The 20,663-nt window shown below is 55.3% G+C and carries 17 protein-coding genes, 1 tRNA gene and 1 pseudogene; 7 read left to right on the forward strand and 12 right to left on the reverse strand.

What is annotated here, in order from left to right; all coding sequences use genetic code 11:
• Nucleotides 1-388 precede the first annotated feature (388 nt).
• On the reverse strand, nucleotides 389-1,180 hold the full coding sequence (locus tag GE543_RS13020) for a hypothetical protein (protein ID WP_153221601.1): 792 nt from the start codon (nucleotides 1,178-1,180) through the stop codon (nucleotides 389-391).
• Between the two features lie 573 nt (nucleotides 1,181-1,753).
• On the opposite strand from GE543_RS13020, the gene GE543_RS13025 reads away from it, so the two are divergent.
• The gene (locus GE543_RS13025) at nucleotides 1,754-2,602 is read left to right on the forward strand and encodes an HNH endonuclease (RefSeq protein ID WP_122528728.1); all 849 of its coding nucleotides are present in this window, start codon (nucleotides 1,754-1,756) and stop codon (nucleotides 2,600-2,602) included.
• Here the strand turns inward: GE543_RS13025 and GE543_RS13030 are convergent.
• Nucleotides 2,599-3,186 (reverse strand): hypothetical protein, encoded by a 588-nt coding sequence (locus tag GE543_RS13030; protein ID WP_153221602.1) that lies wholly within the window; start codon nucleotides 3,184-3,186, stop codon nucleotides 2,599-2,601. The two genes, GE543_RS13025 and GE543_RS13030, sit on opposite strands and share 4 nt — an antisense overlap.
• Nucleotides 3,187-3,367: 181 nt before the next feature.
• On the opposite strand from GE543_RS13030, the gene GE543_RS13035 reads away from it, so the two are divergent.
• Entirely contained in the window at nucleotides 3,368-3,772 is a 405-nt protein-coding gene (locus GE543_RS13035; RefSeq protein WP_153221603.1) for a hypothetical protein, read from the forward strand.
• 219 nt (nucleotides 3,773-3,991) lie between these two features.
• Here the strand turns inward: GE543_RS13035 and GE543_RS13040 are convergent, their stop codons facing one another.
• Entirely contained in the window at nucleotides 3,992-5,797 is a 1,806-nt protein-coding gene (locus GE543_RS13040; RefSeq protein ID WP_122528725.1) for a hypothetical protein, read from the reverse strand.
• A gap of 473 nt (nucleotides 5,798-6,270) precedes the next feature.
• Between GE543_RS13040 and GE543_RS13045 the strand changes: the two genes are divergently transcribed.
• The gene (locus GE543_RS13045) at nucleotides 6,271-7,221 is read left to right on the forward strand and encodes a hypothetical protein (RefSeq protein WP_153221604.1); all 951 of its coding nucleotides are present in this window, start codon (nucleotides 6,271-6,273) and stop codon (nucleotides 7,219-7,221) included.
• A gap of 35 nt (nucleotides 7,222-7,256) precedes the next feature.
• On the opposite strand, the gene GE543_RS13050 is transcribed toward GE543_RS13045, so the two are convergent.
• On the reverse strand, nucleotides 7,257-7,991 hold the full coding sequence (locus tag GE543_RS13050) for a hypothetical protein (protein WP_153221605.1): 735 nt from the start codon (nucleotides 7,989-7,991) through the stop codon (nucleotides 7,257-7,259).
• Nucleotides 7,981-9,609 (reverse strand): RNA-directed DNA polymerase, encoded by a 1,629-nt coding sequence (locus GE543_RS13055; RefSeq protein WP_153221606.1) that lies wholly within the window; start codon nucleotides 9,607-9,609, stop codon nucleotides 7,981-7,983. Before GE543_RS13055 ends, GE543_RS13050 begins: the two co-directional genes overlap by 11 nt.
• 849 nt (nucleotides 9,610-10,458) lie before the next feature.
• On the opposite strand from GE543_RS13055, the pseudogene GE543_RS27875 reads away from it, so the two are divergent.
• A pseudogene (locus GE543_RS27875) lies at nucleotides 10,459-10,551 on the forward strand (DUF1206 domain-containing protein); the annotation flags it as partial.
• A gap of 111 nt (nucleotides 10,552-10,662) precedes the next feature.
• The gene (locus GE543_RS13060; protein WP_032698248.1) at nucleotides 10,663-10,911 is read left to right on the forward strand and encodes a hypothetical protein; all 249 of its coding nucleotides are present in this window, start codon (nucleotides 10,663-10,665) and stop codon (nucleotides 10,909-10,911) included.
• Between the two features lie 34 nt (nucleotides 10,912-10,945).
• On the opposite strand, the gene deoC is transcribed toward GE543_RS13060, so the two are convergent.
• On the reverse strand, nucleotides 10,946-11,626 hold the full coding sequence (gene deoC, locus GE543_RS13065; protein WP_153221607.1) for a deoxyribose-phosphate aldolase: 681 nt from the start codon (nucleotides 11,624-11,626) through the stop codon (nucleotides 10,946-10,948).
• Between the two features lie 108 nt (nucleotides 11,627-11,734).
• Here deoC and deoR point away from each other — a divergent pair, with 108 nt between their 5' ends.
• On the forward strand, nucleotides 11,735-12,499 hold the full coding sequence (deoR, locus tag GE543_RS13070) for a DNA-binding transcriptional repressor DeoR (protein WP_153221633.1): 765 nt from the start codon (nucleotides 11,735-11,737) through the stop codon (nucleotides 12,497-12,499).
• Between the two features lie 5 nt (nucleotides 12,500-12,504).
• Here deoR and GE543_RS13075 read toward each other — a convergent pair whose 3' ends face one another.
• The 5 genes from GE543_RS13075 to GE543_RS13095 form a co-directional block, all read right to left on the reverse strand.
• The gene (locus GE543_RS13075) at nucleotides 12,505-13,572 is read right to left on the reverse strand and encodes an aldose 1-epimerase family protein (RefSeq protein ID WP_153221608.1); all 1,068 of its coding nucleotides are present in this window, start codon (nucleotides 13,570-13,572) and stop codon (nucleotides 12,505-12,507) included.
• The gene (gene fucP, locus GE543_RS13080; RefSeq protein ID WP_003437258.1) at nucleotides 13,569-14,900 is read right to left on the reverse strand and encodes an L-fucose:H+ symporter permease; all 1,332 of its coding nucleotides are present in this window, start codon (nucleotides 14,898-14,900) and stop codon (nucleotides 13,569-13,571) included. Before fucP ends, GE543_RS13075 begins: the two co-directional genes overlap by 4 nt.
• Before the next feature lie 29 nt (nucleotides 14,901-14,929).
• Nucleotides 14,930-15,856: a ribokinase gene (gene rbsK, locus GE543_RS13085; protein ID WP_004410243.1), complete on the reverse strand. Its 927-nt coding sequence runs from the start codon at nucleotides 15,854-15,856 to the stop codon at nucleotides 14,930-14,932.
• Nucleotides 15,857-16,138: 282 nt separating this feature from the next.
• Nucleotides 16,139-16,228: transfer RNA gene (locus GE543_RS13090), tRNA-Ser, on the reverse strand.
• Nucleotides 16,229-16,406: 178 nt separating this feature from the next.
• Nucleotides 16,407-17,156 carry a 3-oxoacyl-ACP reductase family protein gene (locus GE543_RS13095; protein ID WP_003315093.1) on the reverse strand — a complete coding sequence of 250 codons (750 nt, stop codon included), beginning with the start codon at nucleotides 17,154-17,156 and terminating at the stop codon, nucleotides 16,407-16,409.
• A 113-nt stretch (nucleotides 17,157-17,269) separates the two neighbouring features.
• Between GE543_RS13095 and GE543_RS13100 the strand changes: the two genes are divergently transcribed.
• Complete coding sequence (locus tag GE543_RS13100) at nucleotides 17,270-17,836, forward strand: cysteine hydrolase family protein (RefSeq protein ID WP_153221609.1); 567 nt, start codon at nucleotides 17,270-17,272, stop codon at nucleotides 17,834-17,836.
• A 13-nt stretch (nucleotides 17,837-17,849) separates the two neighbouring features.
• Here the strand turns inward: GE543_RS13100 and GE543_RS13105 are convergent, their stop codons facing one another.
• Nucleotides 17,850-20,594: a DEAD/DEAH box helicase gene (locus GE543_RS13105; protein WP_003415893.1), complete on the reverse strand. Its 2,745-nt coding sequence runs from the start codon at nucleotides 20,592-20,594 to the stop codon at nucleotides 17,850-17,852.
• Nucleotides 20,595-20,663: the final 69 nt, after the last annotated feature.

Genomic DNA, 20,663 nt, shown 5'->3' on the forward strand with positions numbered 1-20,663 from the left:
TTATGCCTTCGGGACCTGCGATTAACCCTCTGATTGGCAGTTATGGTCGTTAGCTGCTCTTCATCAACGGCAATAGCGGTCACACACGACCGACAGCTATCGGACGATTCTGTTGAAAAAGTCAGCTTCGGTTTCCACGGCAGAGAAGTACGCGCCTGAGATTGAAATCTGTGTTTTGCGCAGAAGTTTCAGGACTCGGATTTCACGTAGCAGCGTGCAAAAGAGGGGTTTTCACACATCAATATTCGAGCGTTTTGGGCAAACCAACTTTTTCAACAGAATCGGCCAAAAGCGGTCACTCTGTCTATCTACTGAATAGGGGCGTTTCAGTTACCGGTATAGTTTGAAAAACGGTACGCAGCAACCTAGAAGGTAAGCCGAGGGCTTTTCACTTTTGCTTCTTCTGGACGATTGGGACACAGATGGCAGTGCCGTATTTCTGACCACGTAGGCGCGACAGCAAGCTAGGGGCACTCTTCCTAAACTCGGCAATCCCAAGCTCAGCCATTGCGTCACAGTGTTTAAGCATCTGGTTGACAAATATCTCTGGCTTGTCGCTTGAGGCGTAAATCAGCGTCATGTTGCCGGGCAACATGTGTTCGCCGTAGTAGGGGATCTTTCGAGCGTTGATGTCGGGGAGTAGCCCCAACTCACTATCAACAATCACGCCCACTCGCTTTGAGATCAAAGCTGGAATGGTGGTGAGACGAGATATATTCAAATGCCATCCAAGAGGTTCTGGGTTCACGGTGGGGCCAGGATCTAAAATCAAGTAGGCGGCAACTGGTTGTGACTGCACGTCCGCTGGCAGAGAGTCTAAAGATTGGCTAATTGCGCTGCTCGCACACACGCTAACTCTGCATCCTTGTGTACGCTTGGGCTTTTCGATGGTATTGGTATCAACTGCAATTAAGTAATCGAACTGTTTCTTGAGCTGATCTAGATGACTTTCGTTTAATGCCGAAAAACCCATGACCGGCGTTGAGTAGATCACTTTATCCTTACCATTTTGTTTCTGGTAGGATATTTCGCTACGTAGTGTACTAGGATCTAATTCTAGAATTCTGGGAATACCAGTTATAGGGTCAACGTGGAATGTTAGCGATTCAACTAGTTCAGTAGCGTGACCAGTTACAAAGTGATCCCGTGGGATCTTATCTTCATCTTTCTTGCTTGACATCCGTATCACCCTTCAACCTGAGAACCTCGTGCTGGCTTCACCACTCTAGCAGACTACACATCATAGCTGGCCTCGCTTCACTTGCTGGAGCGCTATGTACGGGGATCAGTTGCCAGCACCTCTAGGTGGGAATCCATCAGGGTATGCATGCAATGCTCTAATGAATCACCCTTGGCTTGATAGATACCATTGAGTGGCAGCTTCTGGCCGACTTCTGCCTGTCACGAAGGGCTGAAGTCGACCGATTCTGTTGAAAAAGTCGGATTTTCAGCTGGCCTGAACTCAGGCACGACCACCATCTGAGAACCTACTCACCACATTGAGTGATTTCTCGGCCCTTCGGTGACCTTTGCTGCTCTGTTATTGGGTTAATTTGAGGTTTTTGCTTGGTGCAGGCGCACCTATCCCCTGACTGGTGGCCCTTGAGATGTAAATTTAGCCGTCCCAGGTTCTGCACCGCAGCGGCCAGCGTGAATTCATCCGTCTCCGGCCTATCTATCCACTATGGCGTAGGATAAAACCTGTCCATAGATGGGTTTTTTATCTTCAGCGTTGTCTGAGTAGGAGTGGTTAATGGAACTGGTGGTAAACGAGGAGCAGGTTTTAAAGAATCTTGCTGTCCTGGATCGTAAAAGGCGTCTTGCAGGTGGGGATGGGGGCATCTGTCGTGACCTGATCAAAAATGGCAAATGCTACCTTTCCTACCTCACCGCGTCGGGCATCGCTTTCGCCCCATCGAGGTTTATTGGTTATGTAGGAAATGAAATCCAGGCACATGGCAGTAACCAGGATAAGCACGGTAGTCGCACCAATGATGCCCTGAGCCGGATTTATGGGGCTCAGCCGGTCCCGAATGAGATTTTGCAACTGGCTTTTGAGAAATTTTGCTTTTCAACCGGCGTTAGACCTAATCGTGACGGAGGTTATGGCGCGCCGAGAAAGTTCTGGATCACGGACGAAGTTTCCGATGTGATCATCAAGGACCAAGAGGAGCAGGTGACGGCGGACGCGAAGCTAACTGAAACGCAAAAGCGCCAGGTCATATTGGCTCGGATCGGCCAGGGGGCTTTTCGTAAGAAACTGATCGAACACTGGGGAGCATGCGCGGCCACGGGATGTTCACAGATCGACATTCTCAAGGCTTCACACATCAAGCCTTGGAGCGAGTCCAGCAACGCTGAACGGCTCGATGTGTTTAATGGCCTGCTTCTCAGTCCCAGCCTCGATGCCTTGTTTGATAAGGGATATGTCTCGTTCGACGAGGGAGGAAGGATTCTGATTTCTCCTCACGTCTCTGACCACGACAGGCAGATCCTGAATTGCTCGGCAGAGCTGAAAGTGAAGCTGTCACCAAAGCACCATGAATACCTTGCCTGGCACCGAGGCAACCTGTTTGGCCGCAGCAGTAAGGTTCGCTTTTAGGTGTGATTGAAGAGCTTCGCGTATGCGCCCCACAGCTTTGAAAAGTTGTCGAAATCTGTGGTGTCGCTGGATGCTCTGAACTGTAGGGTGCCGGGTGGCCCCACTAATATGGGTTTGGTGAGAACGCTACTCTCAAGGCTGTAATGGCTCAAAAGCTTTTCGTCCGTCGGATTGCGTGGGGTAGGGTAGCGACCGGCCCAAACGACCGAAGCTTCGTAGAAGTCGAGTAGCTGTTTATGCTCATCATCGAGGCTCAGGCCGAGCGCCTGATGGAGTTTGTGCAAAAAGTGAATTTCAACCTGTCTCTGCGGCGTAACTCGCTGAACAAGAACAGCTTTCATGATCAATTCTAGAGAGAGTCCGCAGAGCATGTGATATACCGGCCAGCACGCCACCTTCATGCTGTACCCGCTGCCGTAACCAAGCTCCTGTGCGATTGACGCGTCTTTAGGCCCCATCGAGTGCCAGAGTGCGCCCGCTGACGCTTTCAAATCTGCGGCACGATTAAACCAATGATTTGGGTGGCTTCTGTGCTCAACAAGAGAGGGACGGCTCGCAAGCCAGCCTGCATATTCGTCGTCCATGCTTCTCGACCTCAGTCCCTTATCAGCTAGTGTGTGCAATTGCATCCACTTTACCAGCTGTTTGCATCGAATTTGACCAGCGCAATGGGAGCGCCTTGACCGGCAACTGTCGACCCGAAGCGGCCGTCGCAACAGGTGACTAACGGCCAAATAAGATATCCGCACGGAGAGAAAAAGCCATATGGACGAGAAAACTAAACGGTCGGCCTCACTTACTTTTCGGGGCTTCCTAAAAAGCCCGGAGGAAGTCGAAAGCCTGGTGGGCGTCAAGGCCGTGCTGCTCGCTCAATCCGGCCAACCCAAGAAGCCGAATCGCCCGAATGTGTGGCCTCGATCAGTGGCAATGTTCCAAGTCGAGTTTGAGAACAACGCACAGATTGTCGACATGATCCCAGCCATCCTTGCGCATTTAGGCGGGATCGACCGTGTACGCGGGGTCCTGGAACAAATTTCGCCAGAGTTTCTGGAGGTCAATCTGGTATTACCAGTACGATATTCTGAAGCACAGGAAGACGGATATGTGGAGGCTCAGGCAGTGCAGGACCTTGCTGAGTTAGGGGCTACGCTTGGGCTAAGTGTTGTGTAACTTGATCAAAAAACGTCGCAGGTACGCTTTGGGTCGGTAGCAGTCGCACGAGATCCGCTGCTTCCGACTTTCAGATTTATTGTGACCCTTCAGCCTAAGGAAAAATACCTCCATGCAGTAGCTCGCCATCGACGTGAATGAACGATCGCGAGCTAATATTCTGCCTATTTACCGCTCAACAGGTCCTTCGGCAAAGGTCGGTTTCGGTCTGAGATTGCCCTAATCTACAGCGGGTTTCGCTAGGACTGTTATACCGCGTCCAGTGCTTGGATCAATGAGTTGAATAGTCATCTGGCTCTGTTGCTCGGTCACTGCGTCCAGCTCAAAGCCGCGCATGCCGGTCTCGAGCTTGTCGCCTGCCGTGTCTACTCTTACGACGACTCGCCAAACCTGCTGAAAGTCGTCTAAACGACGTTTTTCAATGAGCAATAAGGAAGATATTTCTGATTTAACGTCCACGTTGTAGATAAAAGCAGAGTTTTTTTGACAATGAACGGGCCCCAGTGTGTCATGCGGATAAAACAACTTGTCTCCGCTTCGGAATGGCCCCCGTAGACTTCTGAAGGGCGCCTCATTTGCCAAAAGCGATACCCAGCCATCTCCACTTGGGCAACCGCTGTTGCGGCTGGGTGAGGTCGAACGTAAGCCCATTGTCTTTGCAATAATTTCGCCATCGTAGGTCTTTAAATCATCCTTCCTTTTGCGATCATCGACAGGAGAAGGCATTGCTGGCAGCCCTAGGGCTGAGATCAGCAGGGCGCGTGGCTGATCTCCTTGTGCTGGAAAGGATGAGAAATTTGGACAGTTGCGGCGGCTATGATCAAGTTTCCAATCCTGTTTAACCAGCACTTGTCCATCTTCTGCTACCAGCGTCGCGGTCAGGAGTAAGGCGTCTTTTCGTACCAGAAGTCGTGCTGCCGAAGGGCCAACTGCTGGGACTGAGGTCATGAGATTCTCCTCTCCAACGCGGCCCAACCTATAATCTCGGCCTAAAAAGCGAATAGTCGGGATGCCCCACTTCAGCATCTGTTCCAAGTCATTGAACGGATACAGGTCATAGTTATTTTTTGATTCAATATCAAGCGTCAACGGCCCTGTGAAGTCCTGAATAGGATGCTCGGGAGGCGTCACTTCCACAGTGCACACATTATCTCGTTTGAAGGCGAAGCCCTCCAGAGCACCAAGCTCCGTGTGGTTAGCGATCTGTCGCTGATGGATAGACAGGAAGTAGGCTGCGACGACGAGGAGTACGCTGAGAGTTAGGCCGACTGGACGTAACCAGGGTTGAGATCTAACGATGGAGTTTGGCGCGTCCGGACTGGATGTTTTCACGCTGCCACAGGCGGCAAGAAGCAAGGTCATTGAGAGCAGCCACAATACCGCTCCCCAACCATACCCGTAGACAGTGGATAAGCCGCCACCTTCGTTTGCTAGATAGGTATCCAGTCGCCAAGTGTCAAGCGATACCAGAAAAGCCAGAGGTCCGGAAATTTCGGCTGTGCGGTTAAGGCTTACACAAGCCAACGCCCGAAAAAATAGTAGATTGGCAAACCAAGCCAAGGTACTTCCGATTCCCGCCCAACCGAATAGCAGTAGCTCCACGCCAAGAAACATGTGCTCCTGGCTCGCGCCCAAGCCGGCGAATGCCAATGAGGCTGCCCAACAGCCAAAGGCCAGACGGCCTAGGACATTGCAAGATAACCATTGCGGCCTGATATCGGAGGATAACGTATGGACGCGGGCGCAATAAACTTGGAGCAACAAGCCAATCGTGGCAGCTCCAGCCACGTCGATCAGGGGCAAATCGGTACGCCTGAGATAGACGATGTATAGGGCCATCCAGGCCCCACCGTTGAGAATCCAGAAAACGCAGGCGGCAAACTCTTTGCAAAAAACGGACCCGTGACCCGCAATTATTCTTCGAAGCACCATTAGAAGTGTGGCGAGGATAAAGCCTGCACTCAAGCCAAACACGTAAGGGAAAAGCGTTCTAATGAAACCGGGTATCAAGTCTGCCAAAGGCACTGAGTGGTCCTTAAAAAAGCGCGGTGAGCTGAAGAACACGATTTTGGCATGAGCCCACTCTTTCTATATTTTCGGCCAAAGCAGCACGGGCTTGAGGGTAGTCAACGCTTCAGCACAGAATATAGAGAATTGTTCTAGTTACGGGTGCTAAGCCTCCGGGCGATGGCTCGACGAGCCGCTTGTAGGCAATAGCTAGCGCAGACTAACGTCCGCTTTGGGTGGATAGCTGCTGACCGAGGATGACCACTATCGACCCATTGTACGCGGTCGCAGTGCGCGCGAGCCCTTGAGATCCATTCCTGGATTGGAAGGTCGAAACGAGTATATTTGGAGCCCCTTGATTTTCCTGATTTTTCTGATATAAATTTCCGTGGCCCGTCGTTTAACAGGTCAAGACGCGCGCTTTTCTTCGGGGCTACAATCCCGCTTACATCGCGAAATGCCAGCTTCGAGGCTGGCCGGACCACCAACAAATGTCATTTTCTATTTCCAGATCCAAACCATTCAGGCACTTGCAGTCGAAGATTGGTCATTCGACCTATCGCTTGAATACAATTTTTGTAGGTCTTAGTTGCGTTGCTGCCGGGCAGGGGGATGGAGGTTCAATAGCTGTAAGCTGGGCAAAACCTTCTGAGCTAAAAGCAAGAGAGGTTGCTAATCAAGCAAGAATTTTTGCTTGTGCTGGCGCTTTGACTTTTTCATTTGACATATTTGATTCCTTTCTAATTGCCCTTGCAAAAGAGCAGTGGATGGGTTTTCGTAGCAATACAGTAGATATTGTGACAAAAGCAGTAACGCGCTCATCTCAGAATGAATACTCTGTTGCGGAACGAGCAAATGAGCTTTGTATAGATCTTGGAATTGAAGACCCTGTACGAATTGCCGCCATTGAACTCATGGCTAAATGGCGTAATGCAGTAGTTCATGGTGGGGATCGCGAGGTCAGATTAGCGGAGCACAGTAAACGAGAGCTACTTTCTGCGAAGCAGGAGTTTCATGATAAATACTCTCACTTGGATATCGCGCTAGCAATTAAAAATTTTGAATCAAAGAATGTTCCAGTTTCCAAAGAAGTAACGACATTGGCGGCAATTATTGTAAATTTTAGTCGTCAATTAGATGAGGCTGCAATAAAGCGGGCGGCGGGAGACGAGCAGTCCATTCAAAAAGTTACGACGATGCTTCTTAAGAGGTATTTTTTAACCACTTCAAAACCTTGGCTCGAACTATCTAACTCTTGGAATGGCGGTTTGGAGAAGCGCAGAGATGTACTAAATAAGTTCTTAGCCAACGCTGGAGTTACTCAAAGCAATTCAGGGATCTCAGTCGATTTACCTAAAAGCTATCTTGATGAGGTGTGCGAGCTTTCCATCAATGACTTTGCTTTCCGATTTGACATTAAAACTTTGAAAACCTCAGCTTGATATCGCCTATGACCATCATGCGTCAAAGTTTGGATTTAGAAGCTCTGTATATTCGTGACTATTGCACTAAATGCCTGTAATATTTCTGACTTGCTTCTACCGCCGCCAGTGAGCTGGATGAATTCATCAAAATCTATGCTCACTAGTTTACCTGTCCTAGGATTCATTAGAGCACATGATTTCCATTCGCTATCACCAGTCTCAACAGCCGCCGCATAACTCAGCAACCAATATATTGCAACTTGTCGATAGTCAGCAGCTGAAAAGTTGCCAGCAATGCATTTCACCTCGATTAGCGTCGAACCAGCAAAAAAATCGCCAGACCCTGAAGCAATCCAGCGAAAACCAGGTATTTTGGGCGATACGCCATAAACCGAATTTTCTCCGGCAGCCACCTGCTTGACCATCGCCACTAGATTTTTCGCCACGCGCAAAGCGATACGTTGATCATTATCGGAAATTTGCGACGGGCTTATTGCATCAAAGAATTTACTCTGCCTTTTCGTAGCTATCGCAACGCTTTCCCCCCAAGTCGGATTATTGTCGAGAATTAGCTGCTCACCAACAGCAAAGGCCAGCTCGAATAGGAATGATTTTTGAAGCTCGCTTGACTGAACAGCTTCTAACGGTACAGCCACCACTGCGCAATCGGAAGCCGATTTGTTGTAGAAGGCGACAATGCCTGGCGTTAGTCCTGGAAATATAGCATTCAATACGCCTGGAATATTCCGCGCAATAGTTCTTGGATCTCGCCCAGTTTTAGTTATCATCACACCAAGCCTGATAAATTCCGGCGAAAGTCGGGTGGTTCTTACGCTCTATTCCTAACCTCCATGACTGTTCAAGGCTTGGTCCACACTGACGCCTAAAGCCACTACCTTGATCCCCAAAGCTCTCAGCCGCAAGCCATGCTAATCGCTGACATTCGGTGTTGAGTTCACTCCATCGACTTGCGACAGAGTTAAATCCGGACCTATCTTTCCACATACGCCAGCAATCAATACACGCCTTCTTAACTGTATTGGATGGACTATTTCTATAGGTGTTTTGTACGAATGCTGATCTGGCTGGCGTAGGTGTAAATCTCAACAGCCTTAGGTAGTGCAGCAGGCTTGCCTCAGCTTGTAACAGGTGAGTAGAGTGGGTGGCCACTTTATCTATTATAGTATCTAGTGCCGCATGGATTTCCTTATATCCGTCACCTGCCCTTAGATGGGCGACACCTCGCATGATGGTCGACCACGAAGCACGGAAGGCATGCAAATTATTAGGCTCCAGAAATGTGTTTGCCAGTCCCAGCGCTACAGCTGGACTGTGAAATGTCAGAGTTCTGCCAATTTGAGTAATCAAGAAATTATCAGGCAATGATTTTTGCAACTCGTTTCCGAGCAATCTCTGGATATCCAAGCTCTCCACAGTCGATTTGAGCGACTCATATTCCCCCTCAGGATTATCCGAGTAAGGATCATAATGCAGGTCGATCTGCCTCAAGACTCCAGCGCTGGAATCATCACCTCCGAGCTGAGCAGTTACATATTCTTCATAATGCTTCGCTGTCATCATAATGGTTTTGGATTTATTTAAAGTTATCCCGTAATCTGCAAGGGCATGCGACAAAAAAGCTAGGCCTGCATATGCTTCGGCATTTGAATCCGCAATAAGCACATAATCATCGACATAGCGATACCAGCGCAGGCCGTCATGGGTCATTCTATGATCAATTGAATTCATGAATAACTCAGCTAGAATTCGCGCGCATTGGCCTCCAACCGGTAGGCCGAATGAACGACCTGCTGAAAATTTTGTTAGCAATGCTACGACTTGATTTCCGACTCTGCCGTCCGGAAAAAGATCATCGATAAGATTTTCAAGGTAGTGATGTGAAATGTGTTCATAAAAACTTGAAACGTCAGTTTGAACTACAATCGTACCAGCGGGTGCATTGGCAGCTTCCTGAGACGTCGCTTCTCTGAACGCTCTCCAAGATGAGGTCCGGTCAAATAATTCAGAATCGCCCTCAGCTCGGAATCTGTAAGAGAACGTCCGTTGATCGCGCAGAGGCTCTAAATGGTCAGCAATTGCTACGCCGAGACCGTTGAAATAGATGCTCCAGAACGGGTGTATTTTAGTAGTGACCCTAAACCCGGATGCGCCAGTTGCCACCAATAAGCGCTCGCTGAACACGGTTAACGCCGTGATTTTGTGCTTGCTGTTAGATTCACTGTCCTTCCGAAGCTGCTCAGAAAATCCGAAGGCAACGCCAGCCAGTTCAGTTTGTTTTGCGGAAACGAAATTGGTGTCTACGTCGAAAGGCAGCGTATCGTTGTCACCATGCGCAGCAATGTCGGCTGCTGCCCGCAGAAAATGCTCCAGAGTAACTTCAGGCATGTCCATTCCCCAGCATCATTGCGCTGACGGCCGGGATCAGTGGCCCGGCAATCCACTATCCACCAATACTCTCAATACGCCGAGTCCATGTCGATAGCAGAATCTTAGGTTACATGACTAACTGCTAGGTTGAGCGATGGAGCGAGTTCCTAGCATCGTCTCACCACGGCTACCACACACGCTAGACCAGCCACGTAAACCGGTCAACAACAGAGTCACGTTGCTCACCAAACTTCGCGCCCAGGGTGGATCGGTAGAAACCCGTTACGGATGGCGTCTATTTGCCCAATAAAAACCCAAGCGGCAAGATACTGGCGGCTTGGGTTTCGTCCCACCCCATACCCTTTTGGGTTGATGACGATTTGGCTAATCGGTCGCCCTTTCGCCTAGCCAGTTTGTGCCGCAATCAACCAACCTGAACGGTCTGAATCGCGCCGTGAAAACGATGCCGCCAGAGCTAGCTGGGCTAATCGATGTATTTGTTCTGGACGTTTCTAAAGCCTAATGAAGGATCGCACTTAAGGTTGGACGCAGCAGGCCTAGAAAAGGCAAAAATTGCGCTCCGAATTCCCCTAGTTTTGTAGGCAAGCGGAATGACCGCTTTTGGCCGATAGCAGCCCAATCACAGCAGCCAGCCACCGACCCAAGGCGGCCATGTTTAGATCTCTAACGGCCCATCAGGCGTTGATGATGGACAGGGCAGGCCAGATAGCTGCGCAGTTTTCTGAGCACCTTTTTTCTACTTCGAATTTTGCTGTTGATCTAACGACGAGGCTGAAAAGATCGTCGAGCCCGTGCCGTTGATGCCACGGATTACCAATCCAGACACGATCTGTCCGCTTCTGAAAAGTGATGGCCTTCCGGCTGATTGCTTTCTCGGTTTACAGCTTCTCTGAAGCCTTCCGGCGCAAGATAAATATGCAAATACGCGGAGGAGTGTAGGGGGGGCTGGTGCAAAGCCGGAGTAACAGCTCGTTCGCAGCCCGCTCAAACCCGGCTGAACTGTGGAGCCTTCACGGGGACTGAACTTAAACCCCTTAAGGAGCCAACCCCATGAACAGCGATCAACTCAATCAATACGACGCCGAGCGCCTTCACCAGCGAGTAGCGGCCGAACTGGGCATCACTGCCGAAGAGCTGACCACCTGGATGATCAACGACATCGAACGGGTGACCGAAGGCGGCAAGGACGTCGGGCACATGGTGGTCTTCCGCGAGTCGACCCCTGCGGAGGTTCTCGACAAGGTTCAGCACAAACAAAGCCATTTCACGGCCATGACCGGTGTGATCGATCTGAGTTAAGTGCTGCGGGCTTTGATGTTCAAAGCCCGCTGACTCAATAGCCTGCCCCCGTTCCCGCGCCTGTCACGATCGCAATCCCGGAACTGGTGCCCAGGCGTGTTGCGCCAGCTTCGATCATGGCTCTGGCCGTGGCCACGTCACGCACTCCGCCAGACGCCTTGACGCCGATGTCAGCGCCGACCACCCGGCGCATCAGCGCCACATCCTCGAGCGTCGCGCCACTGCGGCTGAAGCCGGTGGAGGTCTTGACGAATGCCACGCCCAAGTCGCGGCAGATCTCGCAGGCGCGCACCTTCTGCGCCTGATCGAGCAGGCAGGTCTCCAGGATCACCTTGAGCGGCACCTTGCCACAGGCCTGCAGCACCGCGGCGATATCGTCGCGGACCTCATCGAACAGGCCGTCCTTGAGCCAGCCGATGTTCAGCACCATGTCGATTTCCTGAGCGCCAGCAGCGATCGTCAGGGCTGCTTCCGACGCCTTGCTGGCACTGAGCCCGGCGCCTAGTGGAAAGCCCACTACCGCACAGACCTTCACAGCAGACCCGGCCAGTTGTCGAGCAGCAAAAGGTACTTGGCTGGAGTTCACGCACACCGAGTAGAAGCCGTGTTCCCGGGCTTCGGCGCAAAGTGTGGCAATCTGCTCTCGGCTGGCATCTGCCGCCAGCAAGGTGTGATCGATGGCCTGGGCCAGTGCAGCGGGTTCGAGTGAATTCATCAAGGGATTCCTGTCATCAGTAAAAACACTTGGGTGGATACCCATAAGTTAAAAAATTAACACTTGGTGTTACTCTAGCGACACCTCCAACGGATTGCCGGGATGCCCATGGACGTCAAGAAAACCGACCGCATCAAACAGATTCAACAGGCTCTGCAAGATCAGAAAGCCATCCATCTGCGGGAGATGGCGGCGCTGCTCGATGTGTCCGAAATGACCTTGCGTCGCGACCTCAGCCGGCACCCCGAGCAGTTACGATTGCTGGGCGGCTACATCACCCGTGCCCACGATGATCCTGAACCGGGGGATTACCGGGTCAGCGAGCAGGGCACCCGCCATGTCGAGGAGAAGCGCCGCATCGGCAAGCTGGCCGCCACTTTTATCCGGCCCGGCGACACGGTATTTTTCGACTGTGGCACGACGATCCCCTTCGTGGTCGACTTCATCCCTGACGAGCTTGAGTTCACTGCGGTGTGCAACTCGCTCAACGTGCTGCTCAAGCTGCAGCAGAAACCCAACTGCAGCATCGTCCTGTGCGGCGGCATGTTCCACCGCAAGAACCAGGTGTTCGAGAGCCATGCCGAAACCAGCATTCTCGATGGCGTGCGCCTGACCTGGGCCTTTGTTTCGGCGGCCGGGGTCAGCCTGGACTGCGGTGTCACTTGCTTCAATTTCCACGAGGTGGAGGTCAAGCAGAAGGTCATGCGCCAGGCCCGGCAAAGCCTGCTGCTGGCCGATCACTCCAAATTCGACGCCGTACGCACTGCGCACTTCGGTGCCTTGAGCGATTTCCAATGCGTGGTCAGCGACAAGAAAATCCCGCGTAGCTACCGCGAGGCCATCGAGGCGAGCGGTGCGCAGCTTGTGCTTTAAAAGCATCACGGTTGCAGCGCCCGGCGTTCGGCTGTGTTCAGGTAACCGGTGGTCAGGCTGAACTCGGCGCTGGCACCGGGCGCGAGGCTGCGCACGTTGCCTTTGGCGAGTTCGGCGCGGTAGCCCTCCGGTTCACAGGTGGCTGGCAAGATGAAGGCCGCCACCTGCTGATCGGTGTTATGCAGGATCCAGCGCGCGGCATGTTCAAATTGCCGCGGGCTGTAGCGGGTGTAGAACGCCGCACCGTCGGGATGATCGAGAAAGAAATGCGCCTGTCCCTGAGCGTCGCTGCGCACCTCGTCGAAGAAGCAGACGATCTCCGGGTCATACAGCGCGGGCGAGTCGAGCACCTCGAGGTGGGTCGGGTCCTGACTGAGCTCGGCGATATAGGCGTTCCAGGCTGGGGTCGGCCGCACATGGGCCGGCACGCTGGCGCGTACCCGTGTGCGCTCACAGCCCAGGGGCTGGGTGAGGCGGGCGCCGTCGACGTAGGCGTAGTTCATGTGCGCCATGTACATCAGGTCCATGGCCTTGCCGGCCAGATTGACCACCTGCATGCCGATTTCGAACAGCCCGCTGGCCGGGCGCAGGGTCACGCTCGGGCTGGCCCGGTAATGATCGCCGAAACCCTGCACGTATTCACAGGTGCCGCCGAGGCGCAGATAAGCGCCGTGCTCGTCTTCACCTGCCTGCAGCCAGGCATCGTCCATCGGCGCGCAGGGCATTTCGCCGTGCAGCGCATGATCATCCTCCGGCCCCGGGCAACCGTTGCGCAGCAGGCCGCTGTGAAACATGAAACAGCCGTAGGTGCCGATCACGCTGGCACTGGGCCGCGGCTGGGTGAACATATTGAGCATGGTCAAATCAACGCCGTCGAATTCGGCCGACCAGATCATTTGCCCCTGCCAGGGCAGGATCACCAGCTTGCCGCGGCTGTTTTCCAGTGACAAAGCCTTGACCCCACTGGGGTAGGTCCAGGCACGCACGCTGAAATTCGCGGATTCGAGCAGCAGCCGGCTGGCCTGGTCCCAGAGCTGTGGATAGAGCGGCAGGCGCAACGCTTCGCTACTCATTGCGCCACCGCCGTGGCCGAGCCACCCAGCACCGGTTGCGGCTGACGCATGCAATACACTGCGTACATCACGATGGCCACGAAGCACAGCAGCGGCACGCTATAGGCAATCTGCATGTTGCCGCCATTGGCATCGCTGAGCAGACCCTGAAAGATCGGCATCACGCCACCGCCAACGATGCTCATCACCAGCAACGAGCCGCCGACACCGGTGTCCTCGCCGAGCCCGTCAATGGTCAGACCATAGATGGTCGGCCAGCAAGGCCCGAGAAACACACTGACCCCTACGGCGGCATACACCGCAGTGATATTCGGCACCAGGATGGTGTAGGCCAGCAGCGCGATGCACAGCACGCCATACACCGCGAGGACTTTGGCCGGGTGCATTTTGCGCATCAGCAGGTTGGCGATCATCTTGCCGATGAAATAGGCGGCAAAGGTGGTCAGCAGGAACCACGAAGCACTGCGCTCGTTCATCCCGCCCATTTGCATGGCCAGGCGGATAGTGAAACTCCACACCCCGACCTGCGCGCCAACGTAGAGAAACTGCGCCAGTACACCGAAGCAGAAGCGCGGATTGCGCCGCAGGCGGCCGAGGCTCTGGCCGATGCTCGCCCGCGGTTCGCTGACGGTGCCGTTGCCCTTGCACGCCGGGAAGCGGGTGATGGCGATCAGGATGAACATCAATATGAGTACCGCGATCATCCATTTGTACGGCAGCAGGGTCGACTGGATCATTTGCAATTGCTGCGCCGCCGCCTCGCTGGCGCTCATCTGGGCCAACTGTTCGCGCGTGGCGTCGGTGTCCTTGAACATCACGAAGCTGCCGACGTACACCCCGGTCATGGCGCCGAACGGATGGAAGGTCTGCGAGATGTTCAGGCGCCGTGTGCCGGTTTCCCGTGGCCCCATCAGTGTCGAATAGGTGTTGCACGCGGTCTCGAGAAACGACAGGCCGGCGGCGATGACGAACAGCGCCATCAGGAACATGCCGTACTTGGCGGTCGACGCCGCCGGAAAGAACAGGGCGCAGCCGAACAGGTACAGCATCAGGCCGATGAGGATGGTGGTCTTGTAGCTGAAGCGGCGCACCACCAGTGCCGCCGGAATGGCAACGAAAAAGTAGCCCAGGTAGAACGCCGACTGGACGAAAGCGGTCTGGAAGTCGCTGAGCAGGAAGGCCTTCTTGAAGTGCGCGATCAGCACGTCGTTCATGCTCGCGGCCGCCGCCCACAGGGCGAAGATGCTGCAGAGCAGGATGAAGGCGAACCACGGCGTACGGTTCAGGTAGAACCCGTCCGGGGTTTGTTGCAGCGCAGGCTTATTCATTATTGTTCTCCGCGAGATGCTGGTGAGTGTCAGTTGGCCGATGCATCGAGGAAGCGCGCAAACGTCGGCGCATCGGGGTAAGAAGATTGCGTGCCGAGGCCGGTGACCGAGCAGGCGGAGTAGGCCACCGCCTGCTGCATGGCCTGGCGAATATTGCCGTCCTGGCTCCAGTGCCGGGCGAAGCAGCCAATGAAGGCGTCACCGGCACCGGTGGTGTCACGCGCCTGAACCTTGACCCCTGGCACCTGCCACTCGCCTTCGGCGCCGACGTACAGCGCCCCTTGTTCGCCCAGGGTGACGATGACGTGGCGTACGCCCAGCGCGACCAGTTGGCGGGCAGCCTGAGCCGCTTCCTCAGCGCACGTCACCGGCTGGCCGCTGATCAGAGCCAGCTCGCTCTCGTTGGGGATCAGGAAATCTAACTGCGCCAGGTGCTCGCGGCTCAGGCCGGCCAAGGCCGGCGCCGGATTGAGCAGCACCGGGATGGCATGCCGATGAGCGAAGGCGATGGCGTGGTAAACGGTCGCCAGCTCGACTTCCAGTTGCAGCACGATCAATGCGCAATCGCGCAGCTGTGCCTCAGCGCGGTCGATATCGGCCGGGCTCAGGTGGGCATTGGCGCCTTTGACGATGAGGATGCTGTTATGGGAGTTCTCCTGGACGAAGATCGGCGCCACGCCGCTCGACACGCCCGGCACCCGTTCGACGAAGCGTGTATCAATGCCCAGTCGTTGAAAATTGGCCAGAGTGGTATCGGCAAAAGCATCGTCGCCGACCTTGCTGAGCATCAGCACGTCGGCGCCCAACAGCGCTGCGGCAGCGGCCTGATTGGCACCCTTGCCGCCGCACCCCATGGCAAAACGCGGTGCTTCGAGCGTTTCGCCCTGGGCAGGCATGCGTTCGATGTAAGTAATCAGGTCGACCATGTTGCTGCCGATGACTGCAATCTTGCTCATTGTTATTTTGACCTCACCAGCGCCGATGGAAGCCTCGGCGGCTTCATTTTTGTTATTTAAATAACATTTTCTGTGAGGATTCAATCTTTATTTTTTGATGTGAGCGTGCGCTATCAAAACGCCTGCAAGGCGTTTTGGTGGCCGTTCCGGATCGGAGAAAGGGGTGTCGCGCGCGCAAGGCGTGTCCTTGAACAATTGATTCCACGGCCATTTTTTCAGACCCCGGAAACCACAAAACCCCTGAATTCGTTGAAGAATTCAGGGGTTTGTGTGTTTCAAATATGGCGGTGAAGGAGGGATTCGAACCCTCGATACAATTTCTTGTATACACACTTTCCAGGCGTGCTCCTTAAGCCACTCGGACACCTCACCGTATCTCGACGACAACGTTGTGTCTGCCGAGGCGCGCTAATGTAGTCGAAAGCTTTTCCTAACGCAAAACTTTTTTTCAGATTTTTCATGCGCTTAAGCAAAAAAACGCTGATTCGCCAGTAAAAGGCCCTGGCAGAGGATACGGCCCTTGGGCAAAGGGCCGCTTGTGGTGGTGGCGTCAGGCGCTGAAGCCGCCGTCGATGGTCAGGCTGGCACCGGTGATGTAGCCCGCTTCAGGGCCAGCGAGGTAGGCGACGAAGCTGGCGATTTCTTCGCTGGTGCCGTAGCGGGGCAGGGCCATCAGCGCTTTCAGGGTTTCGGCGAATTCGCCCTGTGCAGGGTTCATGTCGGTGTCCACCGGGCCGGGCTGGACGTTGTTGACGGTGATACCTTGCGGGCCGAGGTCGCGGGCCATGCCTTTGGTCAGGCCGATCAGCGCCGATTTGCTCATGGCGTACGTGGCGCCGCCCGCAAAGGGCATGCGATCGGCGTTGGTGCTGCCGATGTTGATGATGCGACCGCCTTCTTCCATGTGTCGCGCGGCTTCCTGGCTGGCGATGAATACGCTGCGCACGTTGATGGCCAGAGTTTTGTCGAAATCCTGCATGCTGAATTCATTGAGCGGCGCAATGGCCAGAATGCCGGCGTTGTTGACCAGGATATCCAGCCTGCCAAGGGTCTCGGCAGTGGTCTGCACGGCCTGGCGGATGGCTTTTTCGTCGGCGCTGTCTGCGCGAATGGCCAGTGCACGGCCGCCATTGGCGACGATGCTGTCCTGAATCTCCAGAGCGCTGACCTCGGAGCTGACGTAGGTAAACGCCACGGCAGCGCCTTCTTTGGCCAGGCGCTGGACGATGGCCGCGCCGATACCACGTGAGCCGCCCTGCACGAGCGCTACTTTGCCGGCGAGTTTAAGGTGTTCGATCATGATGTTCTCCTTGGGGGCAGGTCTCGGACAAGCCTGAGGCTGTCGACGATTGCGACCAGAATAGACCTTGATTGCGATAGTCTTGCTGAACCAAAAGTTCGGACTGATTGATCATGGATATTCAAGGCAACAGCGCGCTGATCCTCATCGACCTGCAGCAGGGCATCCATCATCCCAAGCTGGGGCGGCGTAACAATCCGCAGGCCGAGGCGAATATCGGCGCGCTGCTGAGTGCCTGGCGGCAATCCGGGCGGCCGGTGATTCACGTCCGGCATTTCTCGACGTCACCCGAGTCAGTGTTCTGGCCGCAACAGTCAGGGGTCGAGTACCAGCCAGCGTTCTTGCCACAAGCCGATGAGCGTGAGCTGAGCAAGCAGGTCCCCGACGCGTTTTGCGGGTCCTTTCTGGAAATGTGGTTACGCTCCGACGGGATCAGGCAGGTGGTGATAGCCGGGGTGGTCACCAACAACTCGGTCGAGTCCACCGCACGCAGTGGCGGCAATCTGGGGTTTGACGTGCTGGTCGCGCACGATGCCTGCTTTACCTTCGATCAACAGGACTTCTTTGGCACGCCGCGCAGTGCCGAAGAAGTGCACGCGATGTCGCTGGCCAACCTGCACGGCGAGTACGCTACGGTGCTGTCGACGGCGCAGATTCTCCAGCAGGTTGCTGTCGAATAAGCGCCTGACGGGCTTACTTGCGGGTTTTCTTCGGCGCAGCGGGCAGTGGCGCGAACAGGGCCTGCAGGTCTTCGTCGCGCAGTTTCCAGTCGCCGCTGGTGCGCCCGTCGAGCACGCCCGAGGCCAGCGCTGATTTCTCCCGCTGCAGGCGCTGGATTTTCTCTTCCACGGTGCCGCGCGCGATCATCTTGTAGACGAACACCGGTTTGTCCTGGCCGATACGATACGCACGGTCGGTCGCCTGATTTTCCGCTGCCGGGTTCCACCACGGGTCGTAGTGGATCACCGTATCGGCGGCGGTCAGGTTGAGGCCGGTGCCGCCTGCTTTGAGGCTGATCAGGAAAATCGGCAGCTTGCCGCTCTGGAAGTCATGAATCGGTGTACGGCGATCGCGGGTCGAGCCGGTCAGCAGGGCGTAGGCGATACCGCGCTGCTTGAGCTCTTCCTCGATCAGGCTGAGCATCGAAGTGAACTGCGAGAACAACAGAATCTTGCGACCTTCGGCCAGCAGTTCTTCGAACATCTCCATCAGGCTGTTGAGCTTGCCCGAGGTGCCCTGTTTGCTGTTGACCGGCATGTCCTGATTGACCAGGCGCAGGTCGCAGCAGACCTGACGCAGCTTGAGCAGCGCTTCGAGAATGATGATCTGGCTGCGTGCCACGCCTTTGCGGGTAATTTCGTCCCTGACCTTCTTGTCCATCGCCAGGCGTACGGTTTCGTACACATCGCGCTGGGCGTCGTTGAGGTCGACCCAGTGGATGATCTCGGTCTTGGGCGGCAGTTCGGTCGCGACCTGTTCCTTGGTGCGACGCAGCAGAAACGGCTTGATACGCGCATTGAGGTGATGCAGGCGGTCCTGGTTGCCATGCTTTTCGATGGCGGTGCGGTAGTTGCTGTTGAATTCCTTGCTGTTGCCCAGCCAGCCGGGCATCAGGAAGTGAAACAGCGACCACAGCTCGCCCAGGTGGTTTTCCAGCGGTGTGCCGCTCAGGCACAGACGCTGACGGGCGTTGAGGTTGCGTGCGGCCTGGGCGGCCTTGCTGTTGGGGTTCTTGATGTACTGCGCTTCATCGAGAATCAGCACGTGGAAGGGCTGTTTTTCGAGCAGCTCCAGGTCCCGTGGCAGCAAAGCGTAGGTGGTCAGGATCAGGTCGTAATCCTGAAGGTTGCCGGCGTCCTGATGCCGGTTGGCGCCATACAGTGCCAGCACCTTGAGGTCCGGGGTGAAGTGCTCGGACTCGTCCAGCCAGTTGGGGATCAGGCTGGTCGGCATGACCGCCAGTGCCGGGCGATCGAGGCGTCCGGCCTGTTTTTCCATCAGCAGGTGGGCCAGGGTCTGCAGGGTCTTGCCCAAGCCCATGTCGTCGGCCAGCACGCCGCCGACTTCCAGCTCGCGCAGCGACTGCATCCAGCTCAGGCCTTCCAGCTGATACGGGCGCAGCGTGGCGTTCAGCCCGTCGGGCAGGCTGACCGGCGCGTCCTTGATATTGATCAGGCGTTCGGCAAAGTGACGCAGGCGGTCGCCGCCCTGCCAGGTCAGCGGCAGGTCTTCGAGCTGAGTAAGGCGCGCGGCATCGGCTTTGCTCATGCGCAGCGCGTTGTTGCCTTCCTGACGCCAGTAGAAGTCACCCAGTGTCGCCAGTACCGGCTTGAGCCGGCCGTAGGGCAGGGCGATCTGTACCGGGCTGCCGCCGCTTTGCGTGAAGTGATTGAGCTGCACCAGCAGTTGTTCTTCGTCGCCGCGCTTGGCCACGGCCGACGGGCTCATCAGTTCGGGATGGCTGCGGATCAGGTTGATCAGGATCGGCAACAGGCTCAGGCGTTCGCCGTTGACGATGATGCCCAATTCCAGGTCGAACCAGTCGCGTTCGTTCTCTTCGTCGATGACCGCGTACCAGTCTTCCACCGGCGTCACGTCGAAACCGAACTCTTCCTGAATGTCGATTTCCCAGCCTTGCTCGCGCAGCCGCGGCAGGTCATCGAGGACGAAATGCAGCCAGGCCTTGTCGTTGGGCAGTTCGTACATGTCACCGGCGCTGTCGGGCAGTGCCTTGCTTTGCCGGGTGGCAACCTTGAAGCCCAGATCGGCCAGTTCCTGGCGCAACTGCCGCTCCCGTTCGCCCTGACGACGGATGCGCAGGGTTTCGGTGTCGGTGTGTTCGATGATGTCGCTTTTCTGGTTCACCAGATCGCTGCCCAGCGAACTGACCAGAATGCTCACGTTGGTGGTGCCGACCGCGTAATGCTTGCCGTAGGCAAAGGCCAGCGCGGCACGGTGCTGAATGTGCCGCTGCATGCGCCCGTTGCGCGGCTCGTAGGCACTGAACTCGATGCTGGCCAGAATCAGCCTGGGCCGTGGCTGCAGGTCATCGATCAGGCGCTCCGGCAGCCTGGGCTTCTGCTCGACGGGCTTTTCCGGCTCTTGCTGGTGCGAGGCCAGTGCGGCCTGCAGCAGCGGACGGTTGTGCGGGTCCTGCAGAAACAGCAGGGCGGCCACGCAATGCTTGCAATCGTTGCGAACCGGGCAAGTGCATTTGCAGGTCAGGTAGTTCTTGTAGCGATCGGGGTCCTTGAACAGCAGCGTCTGGGTATAGATTTCCAGGCCCGAGCCCCGACAGGCGGTGCGGATGATCTGCGGGCTGGAGTCTTCCAGCACGATGCGTTTTTGCCGGGCGTAGTCGCGCCCTCGCTCAAGCGTTCGCTCGTGGAATAGGTCTGTCCAGGCCGCAGCCAGGACTTTTTCGAGAATGGACGACAAGTTTTAAAAAGCCCTACGCCGCAGCGATGCTCAAAAAGAAAGGGGACGCCTGGGCGTCCCTTGCGTACG

Source organism: Pseudomonas sp. SZ57 (assembly GCF_009495975.1).
GTDB lineage: Bacteria > Pseudomonadota > Gammaproteobacteria > Pseudomonadales > Pseudomonadaceae > Aquipseudomonas > Aquipseudomonas syringae.